Source organism: Streptomyces sp. NPDC046900 (assembly GCF_040644975.1).
Lineage (GTDB): Bacteria > Actinomycetota > Actinomycetes > Streptomycetales > Streptomycetaceae > Streptomyces.
Map to the genome: position 1 here is coordinate 232975 of NZ_JBEYXD010000003.1, position 22893 is coordinate 255867.

Below are 22893 nucleotides of genomic sequence, written 5' to 3' on the forward strand. Positions count from 1 at the left end.
GCCCTCGGGAGACCGCCGGGGATGCGGTTCAGTAGGCCAGGCCGTGGCCCGGGTGGTCGTACGGCTGCCCGTACTGCTGTCCGTACTGCGGCGCGCCCTGCTGTGCGTACTGCGGGGCGCTCCGCGCGGCACCCTGCTCGGTCAGCGTGAGCCGGCCGGCGTCGATGGTGGCCAGGCGCGGGGCGCGGCGGGCGATCGAGGAGTCGTGGGTGACCATGACGAAGGTCAGCCCGTACTCGTGCCACAGCCCCTCGAGCAGCGCCATGATGTCGTCGCGGGTCCCCTCGTCGAGGTTGCCGGTGGGCTCGTCGGCGAGCAGCACCTTGGGCCGCTTGACCAGGGCGCGGGCGATGGCGACACGCTGCTGCTGGCCGCCGGACATCTCCGAGGGGACATGGCCGAGGCGTTCGCCGAGGCCGACCGAGCGCAGCGCCTCGGCCGCCCGCTCCCGTCTGGCGGCGGGTTTCACGCCGAGCGGGACGAGCGCGGTCTCGACGTTCTCCTGAGCGGTCAGGGTCGGGATGAGGTTGAACGCCTGGAAGATGATGCCGATCTTCTCGGCGCGCAGCCGGGTGAGCCTGGCCTCGCTGATCGTGGCGAGGTCCACTCCGTCCAGCTCGACACCGCCCGTGGTGGGGCGGTCCAGGCCGCCGATCATCTGCAGCAGGGTCGACTTGCCGCCGCCGGTGGGGCCCTGGATGACGAGTTGGTCGCCGTCCTCGATGGTGAGGTCGACGCCGCACAGCGCCTCCACCGTCTCCTTGCCCCGCGTGTAGCGCTTGGTGACGCCGGTGAGCTTGTACATGGGTTCTCCGTGACAGATGGGGGTGGGGCGCCGTGACCCGGGGGGAACGGACACGGCGCCCCGGTTCGGGGAGGGTTACTGGACGCTGCGCAGGGCGTCCGCCGGGCGCATCCGGGAGGCGCGCCAGCCGCCCATGGCGCCGGCGATCAGCCCACCGGTGACGGCCAGGGCGACCGCGAGCACGATGGTCGTCACCGAGACCGGCGCGGACAGCGCGATCTCGAGGGTGTTGGTGGCCGCCTGACGGCCGGGGCCGCCCGGACCACCGCCGGGGCCGCCCGTGCCGCCGCCGGAGGAGCCGAGCTGGGCGGTCAGCTTCGGACCGATCGCGGTCACCGTGTACGCGGCCGCGAGACCCAGGGCGATGCCGAGGGCGCCGCCGAGCAGACCGTTCACGACGGACTCGCCGACGACCTGGCGGGTGACGTTGCGGCTCGGCCAGCCGAGTGCCTTCAGGGTGCCGAACTCGCGGACCCGGCGGGAGACCGCGGACGAGGTCAGCAGCGCGGCCACCAGGAAGGCGGCGGCCAGAACCGCGATCGACAGCCATTTGCCGACGCTGGTCGCCAGGTCGGAGGCGGTGGACAGCGAGCCGGAGACGGTCGAGGCGAGGTCGGAGGAGGTGGTGACCGTCGTGCCGGAGATGTTCTTCTGGATGGTCTTCTTGACGGCCGCGATCTGCTGGGAGTCGGTCGCCTTGACGTAGATCGTGGTGACCTTGTTCTTGGCGTCGGCGAGCGTCTGCGCCTGCTTCAGCGGCAGATAGACGTCGGTGGTGGACTGGCTGCTGTCGGGTGTCGCGATGCCGATCACCGTGTACGTGGTGCCGGAGATCTTGAAGGTCGAGCCGACCTTGTAGCTCTTCTCCTTGGCGTAGGACGTGCCGACCACGGCGACCTTCGCGTCGGTCTGCGAGACCGTGAACGTCCTGCCCGAGGTGATCTTCATCGCGGCGAGCGGTCCGAGACCCTGGTCGGTCACGTCGACGCCGGCCACGGAGTAGTTGTTCACGTCGAAGGAGGCGCCGCCGCCCTGGACCTGGGGCTGCCCGCCGGTGCCGCCGCCGGGACCGCCCTGCGCACCGCCGGACGTGGACGACTTCGCCTTGCCCTGGGTGAAGGAGCCGTCGACCTTGACGACGTTCAGGCTCAGCGCGCCGACCGCGTTCGCAACGCCCTGCTGTGCGGCGACCTTCTCCACGAGTGAGGAGCTCAGGGCCTGACCGCCCTGCGTCATCACCCGGTCGGAACTCTGCTTGGTGCCGCTGTCCGACTTGGCGTCGAACCGGAAATTGGGTTTCTGCCCACTGCTCGCGGAGGGTGCCGACTGGGCCTTGGTGACCGTCATGTCGGTGCCCAGTCCGTACAGCGAGGTGAGGACCTTGTCCTGAGCCTGCTGCATACCGGCCGACACCGAGTTGACGGTGATGACCAGAGCGATACCGAGCGCCAGACCCATCGCGATGACCAGAGCGGCCTTCTTGCGGCGGCCCAGTTCGCGCCTGAGATAGATGCCAAACATCCCATTCCTCGAAAGGTTCTCGGCGCCCGCCGTGGGCGCGGCCACACGCTAGGGAGAAACCTTTGCGTGGCCCTGAGCAAGGGATGTGCGAGGGCTGAGAATGTGCGGTCCGGGATCAGTTTTCCATCAGACAGTCCATTCCTTGGCTGCACAGGGTGTATTGCCAGGAAACCCCTGTTGAGTGACCCCGCGGTGAAGAGAGGCGGGCCCGCCCGGTGTGCTTCTCCCGGTGGGACGGTGGAGGGGCGCACAAGGGCGGGTCCGCGTAATGCGCGCGCCACCCGCCGATATCCTCGCTACCGTGCTGACCCCCTGATGACCGGGCCTTTGCCCCCCTTTTGTCACCCCGCAGTGTGCCGCGTCGGACTCTCTTTGTACGGTCCCCGAATGCGTGATTCCTCTTCGCCCGCCCCACGTGCCGCACGGATGTCCCGTCGTGCCGTTCTCGGGCTCGCCGCCGCGGCGCCGCTGACCCTTGCCGGACCCGCGTCCGCGTCGTCCGTCCTCCCGGACCGGATCGAGGAGGCGAGCGCCTCGTCGGTCATCGGCGGTGGACGCCTGGCCCGCTCCGGTGTTCAGTTGCTCGGGGCGGCAGGCCTGCCGAAGAAGCTCACCGCACGCTCCTGGCTCGTCGCTGATCACCACAGTGGCGCGGTGCTCGCCGCGTACAACGCGCACCAGCGGCTCGCGCCGGCCTCCACGCTGAAGATGCTGTTCGCGGACACCGTGCTGCCGAAGTTCGAGCGCGACCGCAGGTACAAGGTGACCGACGCCGATCTCGCGGACGTCCCGGCCGGCTCCAGCATGGTCGGCGTCAAGCCCGGAATCACCTATACTGTCGAGCAGTTGTGGCTCGGGGTCTTCCTCCGCTCCGGCAACGACGCGGTCCATGTGCTCAGCCATATGAACGGCGGGGTCGCGAAGACCGTCGCCGAGATGCAGGCCAAGGCGCGCGATCTGCAGGCCCTCGACACCCATGTGATCAGTCCCGACGGGTTCGACCACAAGGGCCAGCTCTCCTCCGCGTACGACCTCACGCTGTTCGCCCGGCACGGTCTGAAGGACGCCGCATTCCGCGGCTACTGCTCGACCAGGACCGCCGACTTCCCGGCGGGCGGCAGGAAGTCGTTCCAGATCCAGAACACCGACCGCCTGCTGACCGGCGCGTGGGGCCTTGGCACCTACAAGGGACTCATCGGCGTCAAGAACGGCTACACCAGTGACGCGGGCAACACCTTCACCGGTGCGGCCACCCGCGGCGGCCGCACCCTGCTCGTGACCGTCATGCATCCGGAGCCCGGCGGCAACGGTGTCTACGAGGAGACCGCCGCCCTGCTCGACTGGGGCTTCGCACACGCCGGTACCGCCCGTGCCGTGGGCTCGCTGGTCGATCCGCTGAGCGAGGGCGGGGCGCCGGCGACGCCCTCCCCGGCGGGTACGGCGCAGGGGGCGTCGGGTGCGGAGGCCGACGCCGCGCGCGGCGGCTCGTCGTGGAGACTGCTCGGCGAGGCTGGGGGAGCGGTGGCACTGCTGGCCGGCGGGGCCTTTGCGCTGCGGGGGCGCCGGCGGCGGGAGACGGCGGAGGCGGGCCGGCACCGGCGCTGAGTCGTCGGCAGCCGTCCCGTGATCCGGCGCGTACCTCGCGGTCCCACGCGAGGTCCACCCCCTGCCGGATCCGGGACGGCTGCCGCCCCCCTCGGTGTGGTCCACGGAACCAGAGTGCTCCAAGTGTGAAGCTCTGGTGGAGGAGTCTTGAGCATAAGCCCGCCACGTGCCGAGATGCTGCGGAGGATCCAACTCCGTTTGTATAGGTTGAATCACGGAACAGCAGCGGGCCCGCTCAACCGCGGCCCACGTACGGCATCGCCGTCGCCAGCACCGTCGCGAACAGCATGTTCGCCTCCAGTGGCAGCTCGGCCATGTGCCGTACGGTGCGCGCCACATCGGCCACATCCATCACGGGTTCGACGGCGAGTTCCCCGTTCGCCTGCGGGACTCCGTGCTGCATGCGCTCGGTCATGGCGGTGGCCGCATTGCCGATGTCGATCTGTCCGACCGCGATGCGGTAGGGGCGTCCGTCCAGGGACAGCGACTTGGTCAGTCCGGTCAGCGCGTGCTTGGTGGCGGTGTACGCCGCCGAATGCGGACGGGGCGCGTGTGCCGAGATCGAGCCGTTGTTGATGATCCGGCCGCCCTGGGGATCCTGCTCCTTCATCTGCCGGTACGCCGCCTGCGCGCACAGGAACGCGCCGTTCAGATTGGTGTCCACGACGTGCCGCCAGGCCTCGTACGACAGGTCCTCGACCGGCACCCCGCCCGGGCCGAACGTGCCCGCGTTGTTGAAGAGCAGGTCCAGCCGTCCGAACCGGCCGCGCACGGCCTCGAACAGGGCTGTCACATCAGCGGGTTGCGAGACGTCGGTGCGTACGGCGAGGCAGGCGCCCCTGGGCACGAGCGCAGCCGTCTCCTCCAGCGTCCCGGCGCGCCGTCCAGCGAGCGCCACCGACCAGCCCGCGCGCAGCAGTTCCACCGCGACCGCGCGGCCGATCCCCGAGCCCGCGCCGGTCACCATCGCGATCCTCGGCCGCTCGGCAGATTCCATGGCATCCATGGGGCCGCAGCGTACGAGGAGGATCCGTCATGCGGAATCCGTTGTCCGCCACACGGTTGTCGCCCCTGCCGGGCCGCTGGAGCCGGGCGTCACGCCGGAGTCAGCTGCTGTGCGGCCTCCTCGCCCGGGTAGCGGACGCCGATCCGGTCCCGGATCGCGTCCAGCGTGCGCATGACCGCGAGGCTGCCCTCCAGCGGGACGAGCGGCGACTCGGTCTCACCGGCCCGCAGCGCGCGCATCACCTCGGCGGCCTCGTGCTTGAGGCTGGTGCGCGGGCCGTCGGCGGGGTCGGCGGGGACCTCCTCCGGATCGCGGCCGTCGCGGTGGAGCACGAAGCGGTCGGGGAAGAAGAAGCCGTGCGGGATGTCGATACGGCCCTGGGAGCCGGTCACCGAGGCGGCGACGGGGGTGCCGCCATGAATGGAGCAGTGCACCGAGGCGAGAGCGCCGCTCTCCCAGGAAAGCAGTGCTCCGGTCTGGAGGTCGACGCCCTCGTCCGAGAGCACCGCCCTCGCGACGATGTCCGACGGCTCCCCGAGCAGCAGGTGCGCGAACGACACGGGATACACGCCCAGGTCCAGCAGCGCCCCGCCGCCCAGCGCCGGGTCCCGCAGCCGGTGCGAGGGCGGAAAGGGGCCGGCCAGCCCGAAGTCGGCCTGGATACTGCGCACTTCGCCGATGGCCCCGTCGTCGACCAGCGCCTTCAGCCGCCTCACCAGCGGATGGCAGTACATCCACATGGCCTCCATCAGGAAGGCGTCACGCTCCTTCGCCAGCGCGACCAGCTCCTGCGCCTCGCGCACGTTCAGCGTGAACGCCTTCTCGCACAGCACGTTCCGCCCGGCCTCGAGGCACAGCCCGGCCGCGGCCCGGTGCGCCGAGTGCGGGGTGGCGACGTACACCACGTCGACGTCCTCGTCCTCGGCGAGGGCGCTCCACTCCCCGTAGGCCCGGGGTATCCCGAAGCGTTCCGCGAAGCCCTTCGCCGACTCCTCGCTGCGCGAGGCCACCGCCACGATCTCCGCGTCCGGCAGGTCGACCAGATCCGCTGCGAACGCCGCGGCGATCCCGCCGGTCGCCAGGATCCCCCACCGCACTCGTCCGTCCGCCGTCCCCACCATGTCCGCCCCTCGGTACACCGCCCGGTCACCTCGTACGAGCTGAGAGCATAAGTGGCGGACAGAACGCAGAGGGAGGGGCACATGCCGGAGCGCGGGGGCAGCGCACACGACCGCACGGAACCGGAGGGCCACATACCGGGCCCTACGGATCCGGAAGGCCACATCGAGGACGCCCCCACGACCGGGACGCGGACCGCGGCGCCCGAGCCGCAGGACACCGTCCCGGCTCGTCCCGGCGTACCCCTCGCCGGGCGTACCGCCGCCCGCCGTACCGGTCTCCTCGTCACCTTCATCCTCGGCGGCCTCACCGCCACGCCCCCGCTGGCCATGGACATGTACCTCCCGTCCCTGCCGGAGGTCACCTCGTCCCTGCACGCGCCCGCCGCGACCGTGCAGCTCACCCTGACCGGCTGCCTCGCGGGCATGGCGCTCGGCCAGTTGCTGGTCGGCCCGATGAGCGACAAGTGGGGGCGCCGGCGTCCGCTGCTCGTGGGCCTCGTCGTCTACGTCGTCGCCACCGTGTTGTGCGCGCTCGCGCCGTCGGTGGAGTCGCTGGTCGTCTTCCGGCTGGTGCAGGGGCTCGCGGGCGCGGCCGGGATCGTGATCGCCCGTGCCGTCGTACGCGATCTGTACGACGGCGTGGCCATGGCCCGGTTCTTCTCCACCCTCATGCTGATCTCCGGGGTCGCACCGATCGTCGCGCCGCTCTTCGGAGGCCAGATCCTGCGCGTCACCGACTGGCGGGGCGTGTTCGTCGTCCTCACGGTCGTCGGTATCGCGCTCACCGCGCTCGTGGCCCTGAGACTGCCCGAGACACTCCCGCTCGACGAGAGGCACGGCGGGGGAGTCCCCGCGGCCCTGCGTTCCATGCGGGCCCTGCTGGCCGACCGCGTGTTCACCGGCTACACGCTCACGGGTGGCTTCGCCTTCGCGGCCCTGTTCGCGTACATCAGCGCCTCCCCGTACGTGATCCAGGACATCTACGGTGCCTCCCCGCAGACGTTCAGCCTGCTGTTCGGCCTCAACTCGGTCGGCCTGGTGGTCACCGGTCAGATCAACGGGAAGCTGCTCGTCGGCCGGGTCGGCCTGGACAAGGTGCTCGCGACCGGCCTCGCGGTCATCACGCTCGCCGCGACCGCGCTGCTGCTGATGTCGGCCGGCGTCCTCGGCGAGGTGGGCCTCGCACCGGTCGCCGCGGCCCTCTTCGTCCTCATGTCGGCGATGGGCCTCGCGATGCCCAACACCCAGGCGCTGGCCCTGATGCGGACCCGGCACAACGCCGGTGCCGCCTCCGCGCTCCTCGGGACCACCTCCTTCCTCATCGGGGCCGTCGCCTCGCCGCTCGTCGGGATCGCCGGTGAGCACACCGCCGTCCCGATGGCCGTCGTCCAACTGGGCGCGACTCTGGTCGCCGTGGCCTGCTTCGTGGCACTGTGCCGTCCCTGGAGCGGGCGCCCCGGCGCCCAGAGCCTGCGGGAGGACAGCTGAGCACGCCGAGACTGCGCATCGACACCCCGGTCAGGGCCGGGCTCGACCCGGAGGAACTGAGCCTCCTGGTCCGTGAGGTCCGCGATGCCGTCGACCGGGAGAACCCCTGGGCGGCGGGTGCCGTCGTGGTCGCCGGGCGCGGCCCGGTGATCGCCGTCGAGGAGGCGGCGGGCTGGGCGGTCCGGTACGCCTCCTACGACGCGGAGGCGGACCGCGGTGTCGAACTGCCGCCCGAGGCCCGGGTGCCGATGACCGCGGCCACCCCCTTCGACCTCGCCTCGCTCACCAAGCTGTTCACCGCGGTCGCCGCGGTCCAGCAGCTGGAGCGCGGCAGACTGGGCATCGACGCGCGGGTGGCGACGTACCTGCCGGACTTCCGCGCGGCCGCCGAACACGGCATCACCGTAAGGCAGTTGCTGACCCACACCTCCGGGCTGCGGCCGGAACTCCCGCTGTACGACTGCCCGTCGCACACCGCACGGTTCGAACTGCTGCGGGCGGAGGCACCGGTGGACGCGCCCGGTACCTACTGCTACTCGGACCTGAACCTGCTGCTTCTGCAGTACGCCCTGGAGCGCGTCACCGGGCGCCCGCTGGACGTGGTCATACGCGAGGGGATCACCGGGCCCCTCGGCATGACGGCGACGGGCTTCGGCCCGTGCCCGGACGCGGCGGCGACGGAGGACCAGCGGCGGCCGTGGGCCAAGGCGGACCGCGGGATGCTGCGGGGTGCGGTGCACGACGAGAACGCCTGGGCGCTCGGCGGGGTGGCCGGTCACGCGGGCCTCTTCTCGACGGGGCGCGACCTGGCCGTCTTCTGCCGCACCCTGCTCGCGGGCGGCTCGTACGGCACCGCGCGCATCCTGGGCCCCGACTTCGTCGAGCTGATGCTCGCCCCGCCGGGACTCGGCTTCGCGGTCGACCAGCCGTGGTTCATGGGGGCGCTGGCGGGCCGTGGCGCGGCGGGGCACACCGGCTTCACCGGTACGTCGCTGGTCCTGGACCGGGCGACGGACACGTTCCTCGTCCTGCTGGCGAACACCGTCCATCCCCGCCGCCGGGCCCCGGACAACCGGGTGCGGGTGGCGGCGGCCGACCGGCTGGCACGGGCGGTGCGCGGGGGCTGAGAGAATCGGCGGGTGAACGCCCCCGTCTCCCCAGCCGACACCCTTCGCGCCGCCCTCGCCGGGCTGCTGGACGGGCTGCCGCCCAGGCAGGCCGCGCAGGCCGTGGACCGGCTGATCGCCAACTACCGGGGGCGGACCCCGACCCGCGCGCCCGTGCTGCGGGACCGGTCGGACGTCGTCGCCTATGCCGCGTACCGGATGCCCGCGACGTTCGAGGCGGTGCGGGCGGCGCTGGAGGCGTTCGCGGACGCCGTGCCCGAGTGGGCGCCCGCGAGCCATGTGGACGTCGGAGGCGGGACGGGCGCGGCGACCTGGGCGGTGAGCGCCACCTGGGACGGACAGCGGCCGGTCACCGTGCTCGACTGGGCCGAGCCCGCGCTCGCGCTGGGCCGGGAGATCGCCGCCGCCAACCCGGCGCTGGAGGCCGTGGAGTGGCACCGCTCTCGTATCGGAGCAGCGCTCAGTATAGAGAGCACCGATCTCGTCACGGTGTCGTACGTCCTCGGGGAGCTGACCGAGGCCGACCGCGCCAGTGTCGTCGATGCCGCGGCCGCCGCCGCGCAGGCCGTCGTGATCGTGGAGCCCGGTACCCCGGACGGCTACGCCCGGGTGATCGAGGCCCGCGACCGGCTGATCCGCGCCGGTTTCCATGTCGCCGCGCCCTGCCCGCACAGCGCGGCCTGCCCCATCGTCCCCGGCGAGGACTGGTGCCATTTCTCGGCCCGGGTGAGCCGTTCCTCACTGCACCGGCAGGTCAAGGGCGGCTCGCTGGCGTACGAGGACGAGAAGTTCAGCTATGTCGCCGCGGCCCGTTTCCCGGTGACTCCCGCCGCCTCCCGGGTCGTGCGCAAGCCGCAGATCCGCAAGGGGCAGGTGCTCCTCGACCTGTGCGGCCCGGACGAGTCCCTGCACCGGGAGACGGTGACCAAACGGCACGGTCCGCTCTACCGGGCGGCCCGGGACACGGACTGGGGCGATGCCTGGCCGCCGCCTCACACGGACGAGTGATGCATGTGACACCCACGGACGTGCTGAAGCGCACGGTCCGGCGCTCCTGTGCGCAGTTCTCCACCGGACATGTCATGTGAAATCCTGCAATTACCTCTGATCGAGGTGCGCGGCTGGCATCGCCCCGCCCACCCCGGATGTGGGCTCAGGTCACCCGGGGCGCAGGATGGTGGGACCATGAGGCATGCAGTCCGCACCACAGTGAGGCGAGGGGATAGATGAGCGCAGAGTTCGGCCGCCGCACGAGCGGGCAGGGCAGGATCTCCCAGTGGCTGCGTGGACGACGTCCCGCCCGTCTCAAGGAGGACGCCGGCGACGGCGGCCGTGAGGCGATGCTGCTGGCTGCCGCCGCCGCCGGGCTGCCGCTCGCGCCCGCCGCCCACCCCGCCGGCTACCGGTGCTCCTGCGACCGCATCGGCTGCCCCACGCCCGCCCGCCACCCGGTCTCCTTCGCCTGGCAGACGCAGTCCACCACCGACCGGGCACAGATCGAGCGCTGGGCCCGGCACCAGCCGCAGGCGAACTTCATCACCGCGACCGGCATGGTGCACGACGTGCTGGACGTCCCCCGCGAGGCCGGTGAGCAGGCCCTTCAGCGGCTGCTCGGCTCCGGCGTCGAGGTGGGACCGGTCGCCACCACCGGTGACGGGCGCATGCTCTTCTTCACGCTGACGCGCGGTACGCCCGAGGACGAGGACGAGTGGTGGCCCTGCGAGCTGGACTGCCACCCGGAGACCATGGACGAGCACCCGGGACTGCGCTGGCACTGCCGGGGCTCGTACGTGCTCGTGCCGCCGGCCCAGCTGCCCGGTGACCTCAGCGTCGAGTGGGTACGGGGGCCCGAGCACGCACTGCCGGATCCGCTGAGCCTGCTCGAGGCGCTGACCGACGCGTGCGCGCGGTACGTGGGGGAAGAGTCCGAGCTCGCGAGCTGGCCTCACCGGGGCTGACCCCCGGGGCGCCGCCTACTCGCCCTTCGCCCCCGTCAGTCCCTCCACCCGGCTCAGGAACTTCACCGGTCCCTTCGACGGGTCCAGCACCGCCTGGTTGGAGACGAACTCCAGCGTCAGGGACTGCTTGACCTCCCCGGTCAGCAGGGCCTTGATGTTCGAGTCGGTGACGTTGATGTCCACGCCCGGCGCGGCGGTCTGCTTCTCGTAGTGGTGCGTGGCGAAGAACACCAGCGCGCCGCCGTCCGTGGTGCGCAGCCCCACCGGGGCGTAGTCGCCGTTCGTGAGCGGCTCGTCGATGTACTGCCGGGCGAGACCGGGCCTGCTCGCGTTCTTCAACCGGGTGGCGCGCCACTGCGAGGTGTGCGCGCCGGGTGCGAACGTGTTCCCGCCGGACTTCAGGTACGTCGCGTACTGCGTGCCCAGCCGGCGCGGCTCCACGGCGAGCGCCGCGTCGCCGGCCGTGACGGGTTCGGCCCAGCCGTCCTTGTCCTTCTTGAACGCCGGTACGTCACCGGCGGCGAGGATCGTCAGATAGGACACCGCCCACACCTTGTCCGGGTCGGAACGGGTGAAGACGAGCAGCCAACGGGCGTCGGCGCTGCCCTTGTTGGCGTGGGCGTCGGCGACGAACCAGCGCGGCCAGCCCGCCTTCTCGGGAATGGTGAACCTGGCGTCGGTCAGCTTCAGCGGCGTGTGACCGGGGTTGCCGCCGGGGTTGTTCTTGTGGCCGGCCGCCAGCTTGCCGCCGTCGATGTCGGCCAGCGCGCCGGTGACCCGGTCCGCGTCCAGGGTGCGGTCGAACGCCTTGTCCGCCTTGTTGTAGGCGGTGAGGAAGTCCCCGAGGGCGCGGGCGGCTTCGGCGCGTCTGACCGTCGGGACGACCTCGCGTTCGCCGTGGACCACGACGCAGCCACTCGCCGTCACGGCGACGGCCGCCGCCGTCACCGTCGCCAGGGCGATCCGGTTGAGACTACGACGCGTTCGAGGGCTGCGATCCCCGCGATCCCTGCTCATCAGTGACCTTCACCTTCCCCTTCCCGGAGGCGAACCCTACCGGGACGGGAAGCGGGACGGGCGCCGGGTTGCCCACTTGCGCCCGCCCCGCTATACCACTGACGTATCGTCAGGCCTTTTCCCCCACCGGGGTCGAGGCGGCCTGCTGCTTCGCCTTCCTCGAGGTGAAGCCGGCCGGGACGAAGAAGAGCACAAGGGTCGGGAACAGGTACAGCAGCCACACCGTGACCTGGACGACCGTCGGGTCGGGCTGGAAGTTGAAGACGCCCTTCAGGAGCGTGCCGTACCAGCTGTCCGGCGGGATGGTGCCGCTGATGTCGAAGGCCAGGTTCGACAGGCCCGGGACCCAGTCGGCCTCCTGCAGGTCGTGGGAGCCGTAGGCGAGCACGCCCGCGGCGACGACGACCAGCATGCCGCCGGTCCAGGTGAAGAACTTGGCGAGGTTGATCCTCAGGGCGCCGCGGTAGAACAGCCAGCCCAGGAGGACCGCCGTGGCCAGGCCCAGGGCGACGCCGATCAGCGGGCGCGGGGTGCCGTCGCCGGCCGCGTGCACCGACGCCCACACGAACAGCGCGGTCTCCAGGCCCTCCCGGCCGACGGCCAGGAACGCGGTGGCGACCAGCGCGCCCGTGCCCATCGCCAGGGCCGCGTCCAGCTTGCCGTGCAGCTCGGACTTCAGATGCCGGGCCGTGCGCCGCATCCAGAAGACCATCCAGGTCACCAGGCCGACGGCGAGGATCGACAGGGAACCGCCGAGCGCCTCCTGCGCCTGGAACGTCAGTTCCTGGGAGCCGAATTCGAGGATGCAGCCGAAGCCCAGTGCGATGGTGATCGCGATGCCGATGCCGATCCAGATCGGCCTCAGGGCGTCCCTGCGGCCCGTCTTGACCAGATAGGCGATCAGGATGCAGACGACGAGACTGGCTTCCAGGCCCTCGCGCAGGCCGATCAGATAGTTGGAGAACACTGACTACGCCTCCTCGGTCAGCAGCGTCCGGCCCCACCAGTCGTCCTTGTCACGGACGCCGGGCGGGATCGCGAAGACCGCCGAACCCACGTGCTGGATGTACTCGTTGAGCGCGTCGGACGCCGACAGCTTGCGCTGCAGAGGGATGAACCCGTTGCGCACGTCGCGCTGGTAGGCGAGGAAGAACAACCCCGCGTCCAGACGGCCGAGTCCGTCCGTGCCGTCGGTGAAGGAGTAGCCCCGCCGCAGGATCGTGATCCCGTTGTTGGCGTCGGGGTGGGCGAGCCGGACATGCGCGTCCGGCTTCATCGCCTTCAGGAACGGCGCGTCGTGCTCCTTCGCCTTGCCGACCGGGGCGCCCTCGCCCTTGTCGCGGCCGAAGACGTCCTCCTGCTCCTGCAGCGAAGTGCGGTCCCAGGTCTCGATGTTCATGCGGATGCGCCGGGCGACGAGATACGAGCCGCCGGCCATCCAGCCCGGACCGTCGCCCTCGCCGACCCACACGAACTTCTTCAGCCGGTCCGTCTCCGTGCCCGCGATGTTGCGGGTGCCGTCCTTGAACCCCATGAGATTGCGCGGGGTCTGGGCGTCCGGAGTGGTCGACGACGTCTTGCCGAAGCCGAGCTGGGACCAGCGGATGGCGACCTTGCCGAAGCCGATGCGGGCCAGGTTGCGGATCGCGTGCACGGCGACCTGCGGGTCGTCCGCGCAGGCCTGGATGCACAGATCGCCGCCGGTGCGCGACGTGTCGAGGTTGTCACCGGGGAACTGGGGAAGGTCGACCAGCGCCTCGGGCCGCTTGCCCTTGAGCCCGAACTTGTCGAACAGCGACGGTCCGAAGCCGATCGTCAGCGTCAGCCGCGTCGGCTTGAGGCCCAGTGCCTCACCGGTGTCGTCCGGCGGGGCCTCGGCGAGCCCGCCGTAGGCGCCCTCACCGACCGTCTGGCCCGCGGTCAGCCGCCGCGCGGCCGCCGTCCAGTCCTTGAGCAACTGGACGAACTCGGCGCGGTCGTCGGTCTTCACGTCGAAGGCGGCGAAGTGCAGCCGGTCCTGCACCGGTGTCGAGATGCCCGCCTGGTGTCCGCCGTGGAACGAGATCGCCGCACCCGTCGAGGCGCCGGCGGGCTGTACGTCGTCGCCCGTACGGGTCATGGCCACCGCACCGCCGGCCGCGGCGGCACCGAGCGCGAGCCCCGCGCCGCCCCAGCCGATCAGCGCGCGCCGCGAGGGCGCCGCGGGGGTCGCTTGCGAAGTGGTGGTGTCCGTGGTCGCGTCCGTCATCGTCCCGGCCCCCTACTTCACGACGGCGGCGGCGAGCTTGGACAGCGGCTCGGCGAGGGCGTTCACCGCGTCCGAGAGCTCCTTGCGGTCGTCCTTGCCGACCTTTTCGTAGGAGACGAAGTCGTACGACGCCTTGTCCGACCGGTACTTGTCGAGCAGCGTGTCCAGTGCCCCGAACTGCTTCTCCAGCTCCTGGGTCAGCGCCGCGTCGTTCTGCTGCGCGGCCGGCTTCAGCAGGTCGTACGCCTTCTGCGCGCCCTCGACGTTGGCCTTGAAGTCGACCAGGTCGGTGTGCGAGTAGCGGTCCTCCTCGCCGGTGACCTTGCCGGTGGCGACCTCGTCGAGCAGCTCCTTGGCGCCGTTGGCCATGGAGGTCGGGGTGATCTCGGCCTTGCCGACCCGGGTCTGCCAGTCCTTCAGGTCGGTGACGAGCTGGTCGGCGAGGGTCTTCTCCTCGGCGCCGATCTTCTTGTCCTGCCACAGGGCCTTCTCCAGCCGGTGCCAGCCGGTCCACTTCTGGCCCTGCTCCAGGCCGTCGGCGCGGGTGTCGACCTTCGGGTCGATGTCACCGAAGGACTCGGCGACCGGCTCGGTGCGCTCCCAGCCGATGCGGGAGGGGGCGTAGGCCTTCTTCGCGGCCTCCACGTCGCCGTCCTTGATCGCCTTGGCGAAGGTCTCGACCCGGGGCAGCGTCTCGTCGGCCTGGTCCTGCGCGTACGCGCGGTAGGCGGCGACCGCCGCGTCGAGCTTCGGGTTCCGCTTGGCGGCGGCGCCGCCGGTGGCCGTGAGGTCCTGGCGTATGCCCTTGCCCTTCATGCCCGGCTTGCACGCGACCCGGTAGTCGCCGGCCTTCACCTCGGCGGTGACGGTCTGCTTGGTGCCGGGGCCGATGTTCTCGCGCTCGGCGACGATCCGGTCGTCCGGGAAGAGCAGGTAGACCTCGGTCACCTTGGCGCCCTTGTTCTCGACCGTCAACTCGACGTGCCCGGCCGGGAACTCCTTCTTCGAGACCTCGCACTTGGAGTCGGTCGCGGTGACCTGGATCAGGTGATCGGAGTCCTGGGCCGCGCTCTTCTGGGTGCACCCGGTGACGACGCTGAGAGCCGCCGCGGCGGCGGCAGTGGCGACGGACAGTCGGACGGCTCGCATGCTTGCTCCAAGAGGCAGTGTGGTGAGGCTGGCCTAACTTACCTGAGGCTTACCTCACCTGTAACCACCGGGTCGGCGATTCGGCTCCCAAAGGAAGATCACAGGAACGGGATGTTTGAATGCCCGCGTGACCGACTACGACGTGCTGCGTGTCTTCTGCGGCCCGAGCGGCGGCTACGGCAACGAGCTCGGCGTCGTCCGTGAGGGTGCGGCGGTCCCCGAGCGGGACCGGCGCCAGGAGTTCGCCCGCAAGCTCGGCTTCAGCGAGACGGTGTTCGTCGACGACCCCGAGCGCGGTGTCATCGACATCTACACGCCCACCCTGCGCCTGCCGTTCGCCGGGCATCCCTGCGTGGGCACGGCCTGGCTGCTGGACGTACCGGAACTCGTCACTCCGGCCGGAGTCGTGGGGGCCCGGCTGGACGGCGAGTTCAGCTGGATCGAGGCCCGCCCGGAGTGGGCGCCGCCCCGCACGCTGCGGCAGTACGCGACGGCCGCCGAGGTGGACGGTCTGGCGGTGCCGCCGCCGGGCGACTGGATCTATGCCTGGGCGTGGGAGGACGAGGCGGCGGGCCGCGTACGCGCCCGGGCCTTCCCCGGCCGGGACGACGGCATCGACGAGGACGAGGCGACCGGCGCGGCCGCCCTGCTGCTCACGGACCGTCTCGGCCGCGCGCTCAACATACGCCAGGGTGCGGGCTCCCAGATCCTGACGGCTCCGCAGCCGCAGGGCTGGGTGGAGGTGGGCGGCCGGGTGTTCCTGGAGCGCTGACAGGTCAGGCGCTCAGCGGGAACTCCTCGCCCAGGGCCTGGAAGACCGCCGTGTTGAGCCGGTATGCGCGCCTGCACTCGGCGACGATCCGCTGCCTCTCCAGCTCGTCCGCCCCGATCCCGTCCAGAAGCGTCCGGTACTCCTTCTTGAACGCCGCCGGGTTGGGGATCCCGTCGAACACATAGAACCGCACCCCATCGCCCTTCCGGGTGAACCCCCAGGTCTTCTCCGCCGTGTCACGGATGATCTGACCGCCGGCGAGGTCCCCGAGATAACGGGTGTAGTGGTGAGCCACGTACCCGCCGGGCCACTGCTCGGCGCACTCCCGCACCCGGGCCGCGTACTCCCGTGTCTCGGGCAGCGGCTCCAGGTGCGCCCGCCAGTCGGGGCCGCGCAGATGGGCCAGGTCCCGCCCCAGCGCGGGCAGCCGGAACAGCTCCGGCCGGACGAAGGGGCCGGCCACCGGGTCGCCGGCCAGCCGTTCGGCTCGGGCCTCCAGGGCCTCGTACACGAACCACAGCTGCTCGGTGTACCGCGCGTACGCGTCGACACCGAGCCCGCCGCCGAGGAGGTCCGTGATGAACGTCGAGGTGTTCGCCTCCTGATGCACATCGAGCGACGCACTGCGGATGAGCGTCGAGAACGCCGTACGGGACGGGTCCGGCGCGTTCATGAGGCCTCCACGGTCTTCCCGGTTTTCCCGACACTCTGTCGGCAAGAGCCTACCCGGGATCGCGCGGCGGCCCACATGAAAGAGCCCGCTCCGGGGACAGAGCGGGCTCATGGGCCGTGGCGGGCGCGTTACGGCAGGGTCAGGATCTCCGCACCCGTTTCCGTGACGACCAGGGTGTGCTCGAACTGCGCGGTGCGCTTGCGGTCCTTCGTCACCACCGTCCAGCCGTCGTCCCACATGTCGTACTCGTGTGTGCCGAGCGTGAGCATGGGCTCGATGGTGAAGGTCATCCCCGGCTGCATCACGGTGGTCGCGTGGGGGCTGTCGTAGTGCGGGATGATCAGCCCGGAGTGGAACGAGGAATTGATCCCGTGCCCGGTGAAGTCCCGCACCACGCCGTACCCGAAGCGCTTGGCGTACGACTCGATGACCCGCCCGATGACATTGACCTGGCGGCCCGGCCTGACGGCCTTGATCGCGCGGTTGAGGGACTCGCGGGTGCGCTCCACCAGCAGCCGGGACTCCTCGTCCACGTCCCCGACGAGGTACGTGGCGTTGTTGTCGCCGTGCACGCCGCCGATGTACGCCGTCACGTCCAGGTTGATGATGTCGCCGTCCCGCAGGACCGTGGAGTCCGGGATGCCGTGGCAGATCACCTCGTTGACCGAGGTGCACAGCGACTTGGGGAAGCCGCGGTAGCCCAGCGTCGACGGGTAGGCGCCGTGGTCGCACATGTACTCGTGCGCGACCCGGTCCAGTTCGTCCGTGGTGACCCCCGGCGCGATGAGCTTCGCGGCCTCCGCCATGGCCCGCGCCGCGATCCGCCCGGCGACGCGCATCGCCTCGACGGTCTCGGGCGTCTGCACCTCGGGGCCGGTGTACGCGGCCGGTGCGGGTTTGCCGACGTACTGGGGGCGCCGGATGTTTCCGGGTACGGAACGGGTGGGAGACAGCTCTCCTGGGACGAGCAGCGACTGGCCAGACATGCCAGCGAGTCTATCCAGCGCGCCTGGGGGAACATGGGCCCTGGTGAAAGGAGCTCCTGCGATGGCGCTGTTCAAGAAGCGGATGGTCGGGAAGCCGGGAGAGTGGTTCTACTGCCTGCAGCACCAGAAGGTCGAGGAGGGGCCCGAGTGCCCCGCGAAGGACCGCCTCGGGCCGTACGCCTCGCCCGAGGAGGCGCAGCACGCGATGGAGATCGCGCGCGAGCGGAACGAGGAGTGGGAGACGGATCCCCGGTGGCACGACGCGCCGGCAGGAGAGCGTGAGGACGACTGAGTGGCCCGGGGCGGGTGGGGCCGGCCGGGTGCCGTCCCGCCCGTCCGGCCCTCAGCCCGCCGTCCCCACCCGCTGTGCCCTCAGCCGTACCGCGTGCTCGTTCGTCCGCGCGTCGTAGCGCATCAGACCAGGCAGGCACAGGGCGAGCAGGGCCACCGCTCCTGTGCACAGCACTCCGCCCGACCAGACCGAGGTACGGACTCCCCGCCAGGCCGCCATGCCGCCCGAGCGGACCTGGCCCAGCTGCGGGCCGACGGAGTACGACAGCAGCTCGATGCCGGCCAGGCGGCCGCGCAGCTCGTCGGGGATCGTCTGGTTCCACATCGCCGCCCGGAAGATCCCGCTGACCATGTCCAAGCCGCCGCCCAGGGTCAGGAAGAGCAGCACCAGCCAGACGTTCCCCACGACACCCGCCGCCGCGACGGCCAGCCCCCAGCCCGCCGCCGCCAGGACCACCATCCGCCCGTGCCGGTGGATCCGTGACGTCCAGCCGCCGGTCAGTGACACCAGCAGCGCCCCGGCCGGGAACGCCGCGTACATCAGGCCCAGCGACCACTCGGCGCGCAGTTCGTCGGCGAGGAAGGGCAGCACCGCCAGCGGCATCGCGAAGAGCATCGCGGCGATGTCGACGACGTAGGTGCCGAGGAGTTCCTTGCGGTTCCAGGCGTAGCGCGCGCCCTCCGCGATCGACCGCAGCGACGGCTTGGCCGCCTCTTGGGAGGCAGGCGACGCCGCGAGCCCCAGGCCCAGCAGCACCGACACCACGAAGGTCACCAGGTCTGCGCCGTAGGCGGCGCCCAGCCCGGCGTACGCGACCACCACACCCGCCAGCGCCGGGCCCGCCACCCCGCCCACCGTCCAGCGCAGCGAGTTGAGCGACGCGGCGGCGGGGAGGTCGTCGTGCGCGACGATGCGCGGCACGAGGGAGTCGAGGGCCGGACGCTGAAGGGCGCCGAAGGCCGAGGACAGAGCCGCGACGACGTACAGGGGCCAGACGGCCGGCTCCGGCAGCAGCGCGTTCAGCAGGAGCACGGCGGACAGCAGACCCTGCCCGGCCTCGGTGGCGAGGATCAGCTTCCGCTTGTCGTACGCGTCGGCGAGCGCGCCGCCGTACAGACCGAAGACGATCAGCGGTACGAGTTCGACGGCCCCGATCGCACCCACTGCCGCCGCCGAGCCGGTCAGCTCCTTCAGCTGGACCGGCACCGCGACGAAGCTGAGGAAAGTGCCGAAGTTGCTGATCAGCCCGGCCAGCCAGAGCCTGCGGAAGTCCGCCGAGGCGTGCCAGGGCGCGAGGTCGGGGAGCAGGGCGCGCAGTCCCGTGCCGTGAGCGGCGGAGGGGCCCGCGGCCTCGGATGCGGGCGCGTCCGCGAGGTCGGGAGCCGCTCCCGGTGCTGCTACGGGACGGGCGGGGGCGTCGTCGGTCACGACGGGCCATGCTCAGCCGGTCCGGAACCCCTGGCAACTGGTTTTCCCGGCGTTCACCACCGCGGCGGAGGAGGCGACGTCAGATGGTCGGCCAGGCGTGCCAGCCGGTCCCGCAGGCGCCGCCGCCCACGGGGGGCCGGCAGCGCGTTCTCCCCGGCGGCCGCGCTCACCAGGTGCTGGATGGTGTCCAGATCCAGATCCGTGGCCTGCGGGACCGTCAGCGACTCATGCGCCATGGCGGCCAGGTCCCGGTCCCCGGCGTCCAGCGCCAGCACCGTCGCCCCCGCCCGCCGCGCGTCATGGACCCGTTCGAGAAGCCCGGACCCCGGATCGGCGGGCGACACCACCAGCAGCGTCTCGCCCCGACGTGCCGCCGACAACCGTCCGAGCCCCACCGCCAGATGCACCGGATCCGAGGCCCGTGCCCCGTGCCGCACCAGCGTCGGCGACAGCTCCGGCGTCCCCGACCAGGCCGCCTCGTCGACCAGATGCGCCGCCAGGTGCCACGGCTCGTACTCCTGGGTGCCCACGAGCAGCAGCCCGCCGCCGTACGACACCACGGACCCCCGCAGCGTCCCCGCGAACCGCCGTGTGGCCCCCAGCCACTCGGTCCCGGCGAGCACTTCCCGCAACAACGCGACCCGTACGGCGTCCATGCGGCAACATCCTGCCGCAACCGGACACTCTTGACCGGGAGTTCAACCCGAATTCGCCCGACCCGGTGCATGAGCCGAACCATGGGGCACTGGTGTTGGTTGACGTACCACGGCCGATCGTCCCAGGAGCCCCCATGACCGAAGCCACCGTCCCCTTCCGCGCGGGCGGCGAGGGCTACGCCAGTCACCGGATCCCCGCGATCGCCGCCACCGGCGCCGGTACCCTGCTCGCCTTCTGCGAGGGGCGGGTGACCTCCGCCGCCGACCACGGGCACATCGACATCGTGCTCAAGCGGTCCACGGACGGCGGTCGCACCTGGGGCCCGCTCCAGACCGTCGCCCGCAACGGCTCCTCCCTCGCCGGCAACCCGGCCCCGGTGGTCCTGGACACCGGCCGGGTCCTGCTCGTCCACGTCCGCGCCGCGGCTGACGCGACCGAGCACGCCATCCTGCGCGGAGAGGTGAAGCCCGAGGACGGGCGCCGTGTCTGGGTGCAGCACAGCGACGACGACGGACTGACCTGGTCCGGGCCGCGCGAGATCACCCCGCAGGTGAAGAAGGAGGACTGGCGCTGGTACGCCACCACACCCGGCCACGCCCTCCAGCTGAGCGACGGCCGGGTCCTGGTTCCCGGCAACCACAGCCGCCCGCCCACAGGCACCGACACCGGCGCCGAGGCGAAGTACTACGACGGCCACTGCATGCTCAGCGACGACCGCGGCGAGAACTGGTACCTCGGCTACGTCGAGGAGACCAGCGACAACTACATCAACGCCAACGAGACGACGGCGGCCGAACTCCCCGACGGACGTGTCTACTTCAACACCCGCACCGACTCCCGCTCACCCGGCACCCGGGCCGACGCCCACTCGGAGGACGGCGGCCGCAGCCTCGTGAAGCCCTTCCGCCCGCAGGCCGGGCTCGTCGCGCCCGTCTGCCAGGGCAGTGTCCTCCAGCTGCGCGACCCCGACCTGCTGCTCTTCGCCGGCCCCGCGGCCCCGGGCGCCCGCGCCATGATGGCCGTGCGGGTCTCCACCGACGCCGGCGCCACCTGGCGGTCCGCGTACACCGCCGACGGGTTGCCCGCCGCCTACTCCGACCTCGTCCGCGTCGACGCCCGCACGGTCGGCCTGCTCTACGAGACGGGGGACTTCGGCGCCTACGAGACGATCACCTTCCGCCGTATCCCTGTGACGGCTCTGCTCTGAGCGGCGGGCGAGGTCCGCGCGCACGTAGAGTCGGCCCATGACCTCTACCGACAGTGCAGCCAAGGCCCCCGCCAAGGACCCCTGGGACCTCCCCGACGTCTCCGGACTCGTCGTCGGCGTGCTCGGCGGCACCGGGCCGCAGGGCAAGGGCCTCGCCTACCGGCTCGCCCGGGCCGGCCAGAAGGTGATCATCGGCTCGCGTGCCACGGAGCGCGCACAGGCCGCCGCCGAGGAGATCGGCCACGGCGTCGAGGGCGCCGACAACGCCGAGGCCTCCCGGCGCAGCGACATCGTGATCGTCGCCGTGCCGTGGGAGGGCCACGGGAAGACGCTGGAGTCGCTGCGCGAGGTGCTGGCCGGCAAGCTCGTCGTCGACTGCGTCAACCCGCTCGGCTTCGACAAGAAGGGCGCGTACGCGATCAAGCCGGAGGAGGGCAGCGCCGCCGAGCAGGCCGCGGCTCTGCTCCCCGACTCACGGGTCACGGCCGCCTTCCACCACCTGTCCGCGGTGCTCCTCCAGGACCCGCAGGTGGAACTGGTCGACACCGACGTCATGGTGCTCGGGGAGGAACGTGCCGACGTGGAGATCGTGCAGGCGCTGGCCGGACGTGTCCCGGGCATGCGCGGCATCTTCGCGGGACGGCTGCGCAACGCCCACCAGGTCGAGGCCCTGGTGGCCAATCTGATCTCCGTCAACCGGCGGTACAAGGCGCACGCGGGCCTCCGGGTGACCGACGTGTAGCGGGCCCGCGGGCATGGGGGACACTGGACGCCGTACGACCACACCGTCCGTCAGGAGCCGACCCTCATGCCCCGCCTAGCCCTCTACGCCCTCATCGTGTGCATCCTCGCCGTCGTGGCGGCCGTCGTCTCCTTCGCCGAGGGCAGCTGGCTCGGGATCGTCTGGGTGCTGCTGGCGGGCCTGACGTCCAACATGACCTGGTACTACGTGCGGCGCAGCAGGGCCGACCGGGGCCGGTCGGTCACTGGCTGATCTGGCAGAACTCGTTGGTGCCCTGCCAGAAGCGGTAGAGCTCCTGGCCGCAGTACCGGTCGAACTCGTCGATGCCCAGAGCGCGCAGGATCGTGTCGATCACGTCGAAGAAGGCGGTGTTGACCGACGGCACCCACAGCAGCGCGAACACGAAGAGCAGGCCGAACGGCGCGAACGGCTCCACCTGGCGCTTGATGTTGTAGGAGAGCCAGGGCTCGATCACGCCGTATCCGTCCAGGCCGGGCACCGGCAGGAAGTTCAGGATCGCGGCCGTCACCTGCAGCAGCGCGAGGAAGGCGAGGGCGAACCGGAAGTCCCGGGGCACCCCGTCCAGCGCGTGCAGCCAGAACGGGGCCGTGCACACGGCCGCGAACAGGACGTTCGTCAGCGGGCCGGCCGCGGAGATCAGGCTGTGCCGCCAGCGCCCCCGGATGCGGCTCCGCTCGATGAACACCGCGCCGCCCGGCAGGCCGATCCCGCCCATGATCACGAAGATCACCGGCAGGACGATGCTCAGCAGCGCGTGCGTGTACTTCAGCGGGTTGAGCGTGAGATAGCCCTTGGCGCCGACCGTGATGTCGCCGCTGTGCAGGGCGGTGCGCGCGTGCGCGTACTCGTGCAGACACAGCGACACGACCCAGGCGGCGGTCACGAACAGGAACACGGCCACGCCGGGCCGCTCGGCGAAGCCGCTCCAGGTGGCCCATCCCGTGACCGCCGTCACGGCCAGGATCCCGACGAAGACGGGACTGATCCGCCGGTCGTTACGGCGGGCGGCGGCGGTGGCCATGGGACTCCTGAGTGCTGAGGGACGGGTGCGGTGCTGGGTCGACCGTATC

The 22893-nt window shown here is 71.4% G+C and carries 23 protein-coding genes; 10 read left to right on the forward strand and 13 right to left on the reverse strand.

What is annotated here, in order from left to right; genetic code table 11:
• Positions 1–28: 28 nt before the first annotated feature.
• Positions 29–805: an ABC transporter ATP-binding protein gene (locus ABZ904_RS05180; RefSeq protein WP_360988875.1), complete on the reverse strand. Its 777-nt coding sequence runs from the start codon at positions 803–805 to the stop codon at positions 29–31.
• A 75-nt stretch (positions 806–880) separates the two neighbouring features.
• On the reverse strand, positions 881–2326 hold the full coding sequence (locus tag ABZ904_RS05185; protein WP_360988878.1) for an ABC transporter permease: 1446 nt from the start codon (positions 2324–2326) through the stop codon (positions 881–883).
• A gap of 387 nt (positions 2327–2713) precedes the next feature.
• On the opposite strand from ABZ904_RS05185, the gene ABZ904_RS05190 reads away from it, so the two are divergent.
• The gene (locus ABZ904_RS05190; protein ID WP_361821215.1) at positions 2714–3931 is read left to right on the forward strand and encodes a D-alanyl-D-alanine carboxypeptidase; all 1218 of its coding nucleotides are present in this window, start codon (positions 2714–2716) and stop codon (positions 3929–3931) included.
• 235 nt (positions 3932–4166) lie between these two features.
• Here the strand turns inward: ABZ904_RS05190 and ABZ904_RS05195 are convergent, their stop codons facing one another.
• Positions 4167–4928 carry an SDR family oxidoreductase gene (locus tag ABZ904_RS05195; protein WP_360989447.1) on the reverse strand — a complete coding sequence of 254 codons (762 nt, stop codon included), beginning with the start codon at positions 4926–4928 and terminating at the stop codon, positions 4167–4169.
• 98 nt (positions 4929–5026) lie between these two features.
• Positions 5027–6058: a Gfo/Idh/MocA family oxidoreductase gene (locus ABZ904_RS05200; protein ID WP_361821217.1), complete on the reverse strand. Its 1032-nt coding sequence runs from the start codon at positions 6056–6058 to the stop codon at positions 5027–5029.
• 81 nt (positions 6059–6139) lie between these two features.
• On the opposite strand from ABZ904_RS05200, the gene ABZ904_RS05205 reads away from it, so the two are divergent.
• The 4 genes from ABZ904_RS05205 to ABZ904_RS05220 all read left to right on the forward strand — a co-directional run bounded on the left by ABZ904_RS05205 (position 6140) and on the right by ABZ904_RS05220 (position 10631).
• Positions 6140–7546, forward strand: a complete 1407-nt coding sequence (locus ABZ904_RS05205; RefSeq protein WP_361821220.1) for a multidrug effflux MFS transporter — start codon at positions 6140–6142, stop codon at positions 7544–7546.
• A complete protein-coding gene (locus tag ABZ904_RS05210; RefSeq protein WP_360988887.1) occupies positions 7492–8673 on the forward strand; it encodes a serine hydrolase domain-containing protein in 1182 nt (393 codons plus the stop codon). Before ABZ904_RS05205 ends, ABZ904_RS05210 begins: the two co-directional genes overlap by 55 nt.
• A 12-nt stretch (positions 8674–8685) precedes the next feature.
• Complete coding sequence (locus ABZ904_RS05215) at positions 8686–9681, forward strand: small ribosomal subunit Rsm22 family protein (RefSeq protein WP_361821223.1); 996 nt, start codon at positions 8686–8688, stop codon at positions 9679–9681.
• Between the two features lie 218 nt (positions 9682–9899).
• Positions 9900–10631, forward strand: coding sequence for a bifunctional DNA primase/polymerase (locus ABZ904_RS05220; protein ID WP_359393355.1), 732 nt, complete (start codon positions 9900–9902; stop codon positions 10629–10631).
• A gap of 15 nt (positions 10632–10646) precedes the next feature.
• On the opposite strand, the gene ABZ904_RS05225 is transcribed toward ABZ904_RS05220, so the two are convergent.
• The 4 genes from ABZ904_RS05225 to efeO form a co-directional block, all read right to left on the reverse strand.
• Positions 10647–11648 (reverse strand): hypothetical protein, encoded by a 1002-nt coding sequence (locus tag ABZ904_RS05225; protein WP_361821226.1) that lies wholly within the window; start codon positions 11646–11648, stop codon positions 10647–10649.
• Between the two features lie 109 nt (positions 11649–11757).
• A complete protein-coding gene (efeU, locus tag ABZ904_RS05230) occupies positions 11758–12615 on the reverse strand; it encodes an iron uptake transporter permease EfeU (protein ID WP_361821229.1) in 858 nt (285 codons plus the stop codon).
• 3 nt (positions 12616–12618) lie between these two features.
• Positions 12619–13896 (reverse strand): iron uptake transporter deferrochelatase/peroxidase subunit, encoded by a 1278-nt coding sequence (gene efeB / locus ABZ904_RS05235; RefSeq protein ID WP_359393362.1) that lies wholly within the window; start codon positions 13894–13896, stop codon positions 12619–12621.
• A 12-nt stretch (positions 13897–13908) separates the two neighbouring features.
• Positions 13909–15045, reverse strand: a complete 1137-nt coding sequence (gene efeO, locus ABZ904_RS05240) for an iron uptake system protein EfeO (RefSeq protein ID WP_361821232.1) — start codon at positions 15043–15045, stop codon at positions 13909–13911.
• Between the two features lie 127 nt (positions 15046–15172).
• On the opposite strand from efeO, the gene ABZ904_RS05245 reads away from it, so the two are divergent.
• Complete coding sequence (locus ABZ904_RS05245) at positions 15173–15817, forward strand: PhzF family phenazine biosynthesis protein (RefSeq protein ID WP_360988902.1); 645 nt, start codon at positions 15173–15175, stop codon at positions 15815–15817.
• 4 nt (positions 15818–15821) lie between these two features.
• Here ABZ904_RS05245 and ABZ904_RS05250 read toward each other — a convergent pair whose 3' ends face one another.
• Positions 15822–16490 carry a biliverdin-producing heme oxygenase gene (locus ABZ904_RS05250; protein WP_359393369.1) on the reverse strand — a complete coding sequence of 223 codons (669 nt, stop codon included), beginning with the start codon at positions 16488–16490 and terminating at the stop codon, positions 15822–15824.
• Positions 16491–16618: 128 nt separating this feature from the next.
• Positions 16619–17476: a type I methionyl aminopeptidase gene (gene map, locus ABZ904_RS05255; protein WP_359393371.1), complete on the reverse strand. Its 858-nt coding sequence runs from the start codon at positions 17474–17476 to the stop codon at positions 16619–16621.
• Positions 17477–17537: 61 nt separating this feature from the next.
• Here map and ABZ904_RS05260 point away from each other — a divergent pair, with 61 nt between their 5' ends.
• The gene (locus tag ABZ904_RS05260; protein WP_359393373.1) at positions 17538–17768 is read left to right on the forward strand and encodes a hypothetical protein; all 231 of its coding nucleotides are present in this window, start codon (positions 17538–17540) and stop codon (positions 17766–17768) included.
• A 51-nt stretch (positions 17769–17819) separates the two neighbouring features.
• Here ABZ904_RS05260 and ABZ904_RS05265 read toward each other — a convergent pair whose 3' ends face one another.
• Positions 17820–19085 carry an MFS transporter gene (locus ABZ904_RS05265; RefSeq protein ID WP_361821312.1) on the reverse strand — a complete coding sequence of 422 codons (1266 nt, stop codon included), beginning with the start codon at positions 19083–19085 and terminating at the stop codon, positions 17820–17822.
• 164 nt (positions 19086–19249) lie between these two features.
• A complete protein-coding gene (locus ABZ904_RS05270) occupies positions 19250–19852 on the reverse strand; it encodes a hypothetical protein (protein ID WP_359393375.1) in 603 nt (200 codons plus the stop codon).
• A gap of 134 nt (positions 19853–19986) precedes the next feature.
• Here ABZ904_RS05270 and ABZ904_RS05275 point away from each other — a divergent pair, with 134 nt between their 5' ends.
• The 3 genes from ABZ904_RS05275 (at position 19987) to ABZ904_RS05285 (ending at position 22054) form a co-directional block, all read left to right on the forward strand.
• Positions 19987–21060 (forward strand): sialidase family protein, encoded by a 1074-nt coding sequence (locus ABZ904_RS05275; protein ID WP_360988907.1) that lies wholly within the window; start codon positions 19987–19989, stop codon positions 21058–21060.
• 37 nt (positions 21061–21097) lie between these two features.
• The gene (npdG, locus tag ABZ904_RS05280) at positions 21098–21802 is read left to right on the forward strand and encodes an NADPH-dependent F420 reductase (protein ID WP_359393380.1); all 705 of its coding nucleotides are present in this window, start codon (positions 21098–21100) and stop codon (positions 21800–21802) included.
• 66 nt (positions 21803–21868) lie between these two features.
• Positions 21869–22054: a hypothetical protein gene (locus tag ABZ904_RS05285; RefSeq protein ID WP_359393382.1), complete on the forward strand. Its 186-nt coding sequence runs from the start codon at positions 21869–21871 to the stop codon at positions 22052–22054.
• Here ABZ904_RS05285 and ABZ904_RS05290 read toward each other — a convergent pair.
• Positions 22044–22844 carry a site-2 protease family protein gene (locus tag ABZ904_RS05290; protein ID WP_360988911.1) on the reverse strand — a complete coding sequence of 267 codons (801 nt, stop codon included), beginning with the start codon at positions 22842–22844 and terminating at the stop codon, positions 22044–22046. The two genes, ABZ904_RS05285 and ABZ904_RS05290, sit on opposite strands and share 11 nt — an antisense overlap.
• Positions 22845–22893: the final 49 nt, after the last annotated feature.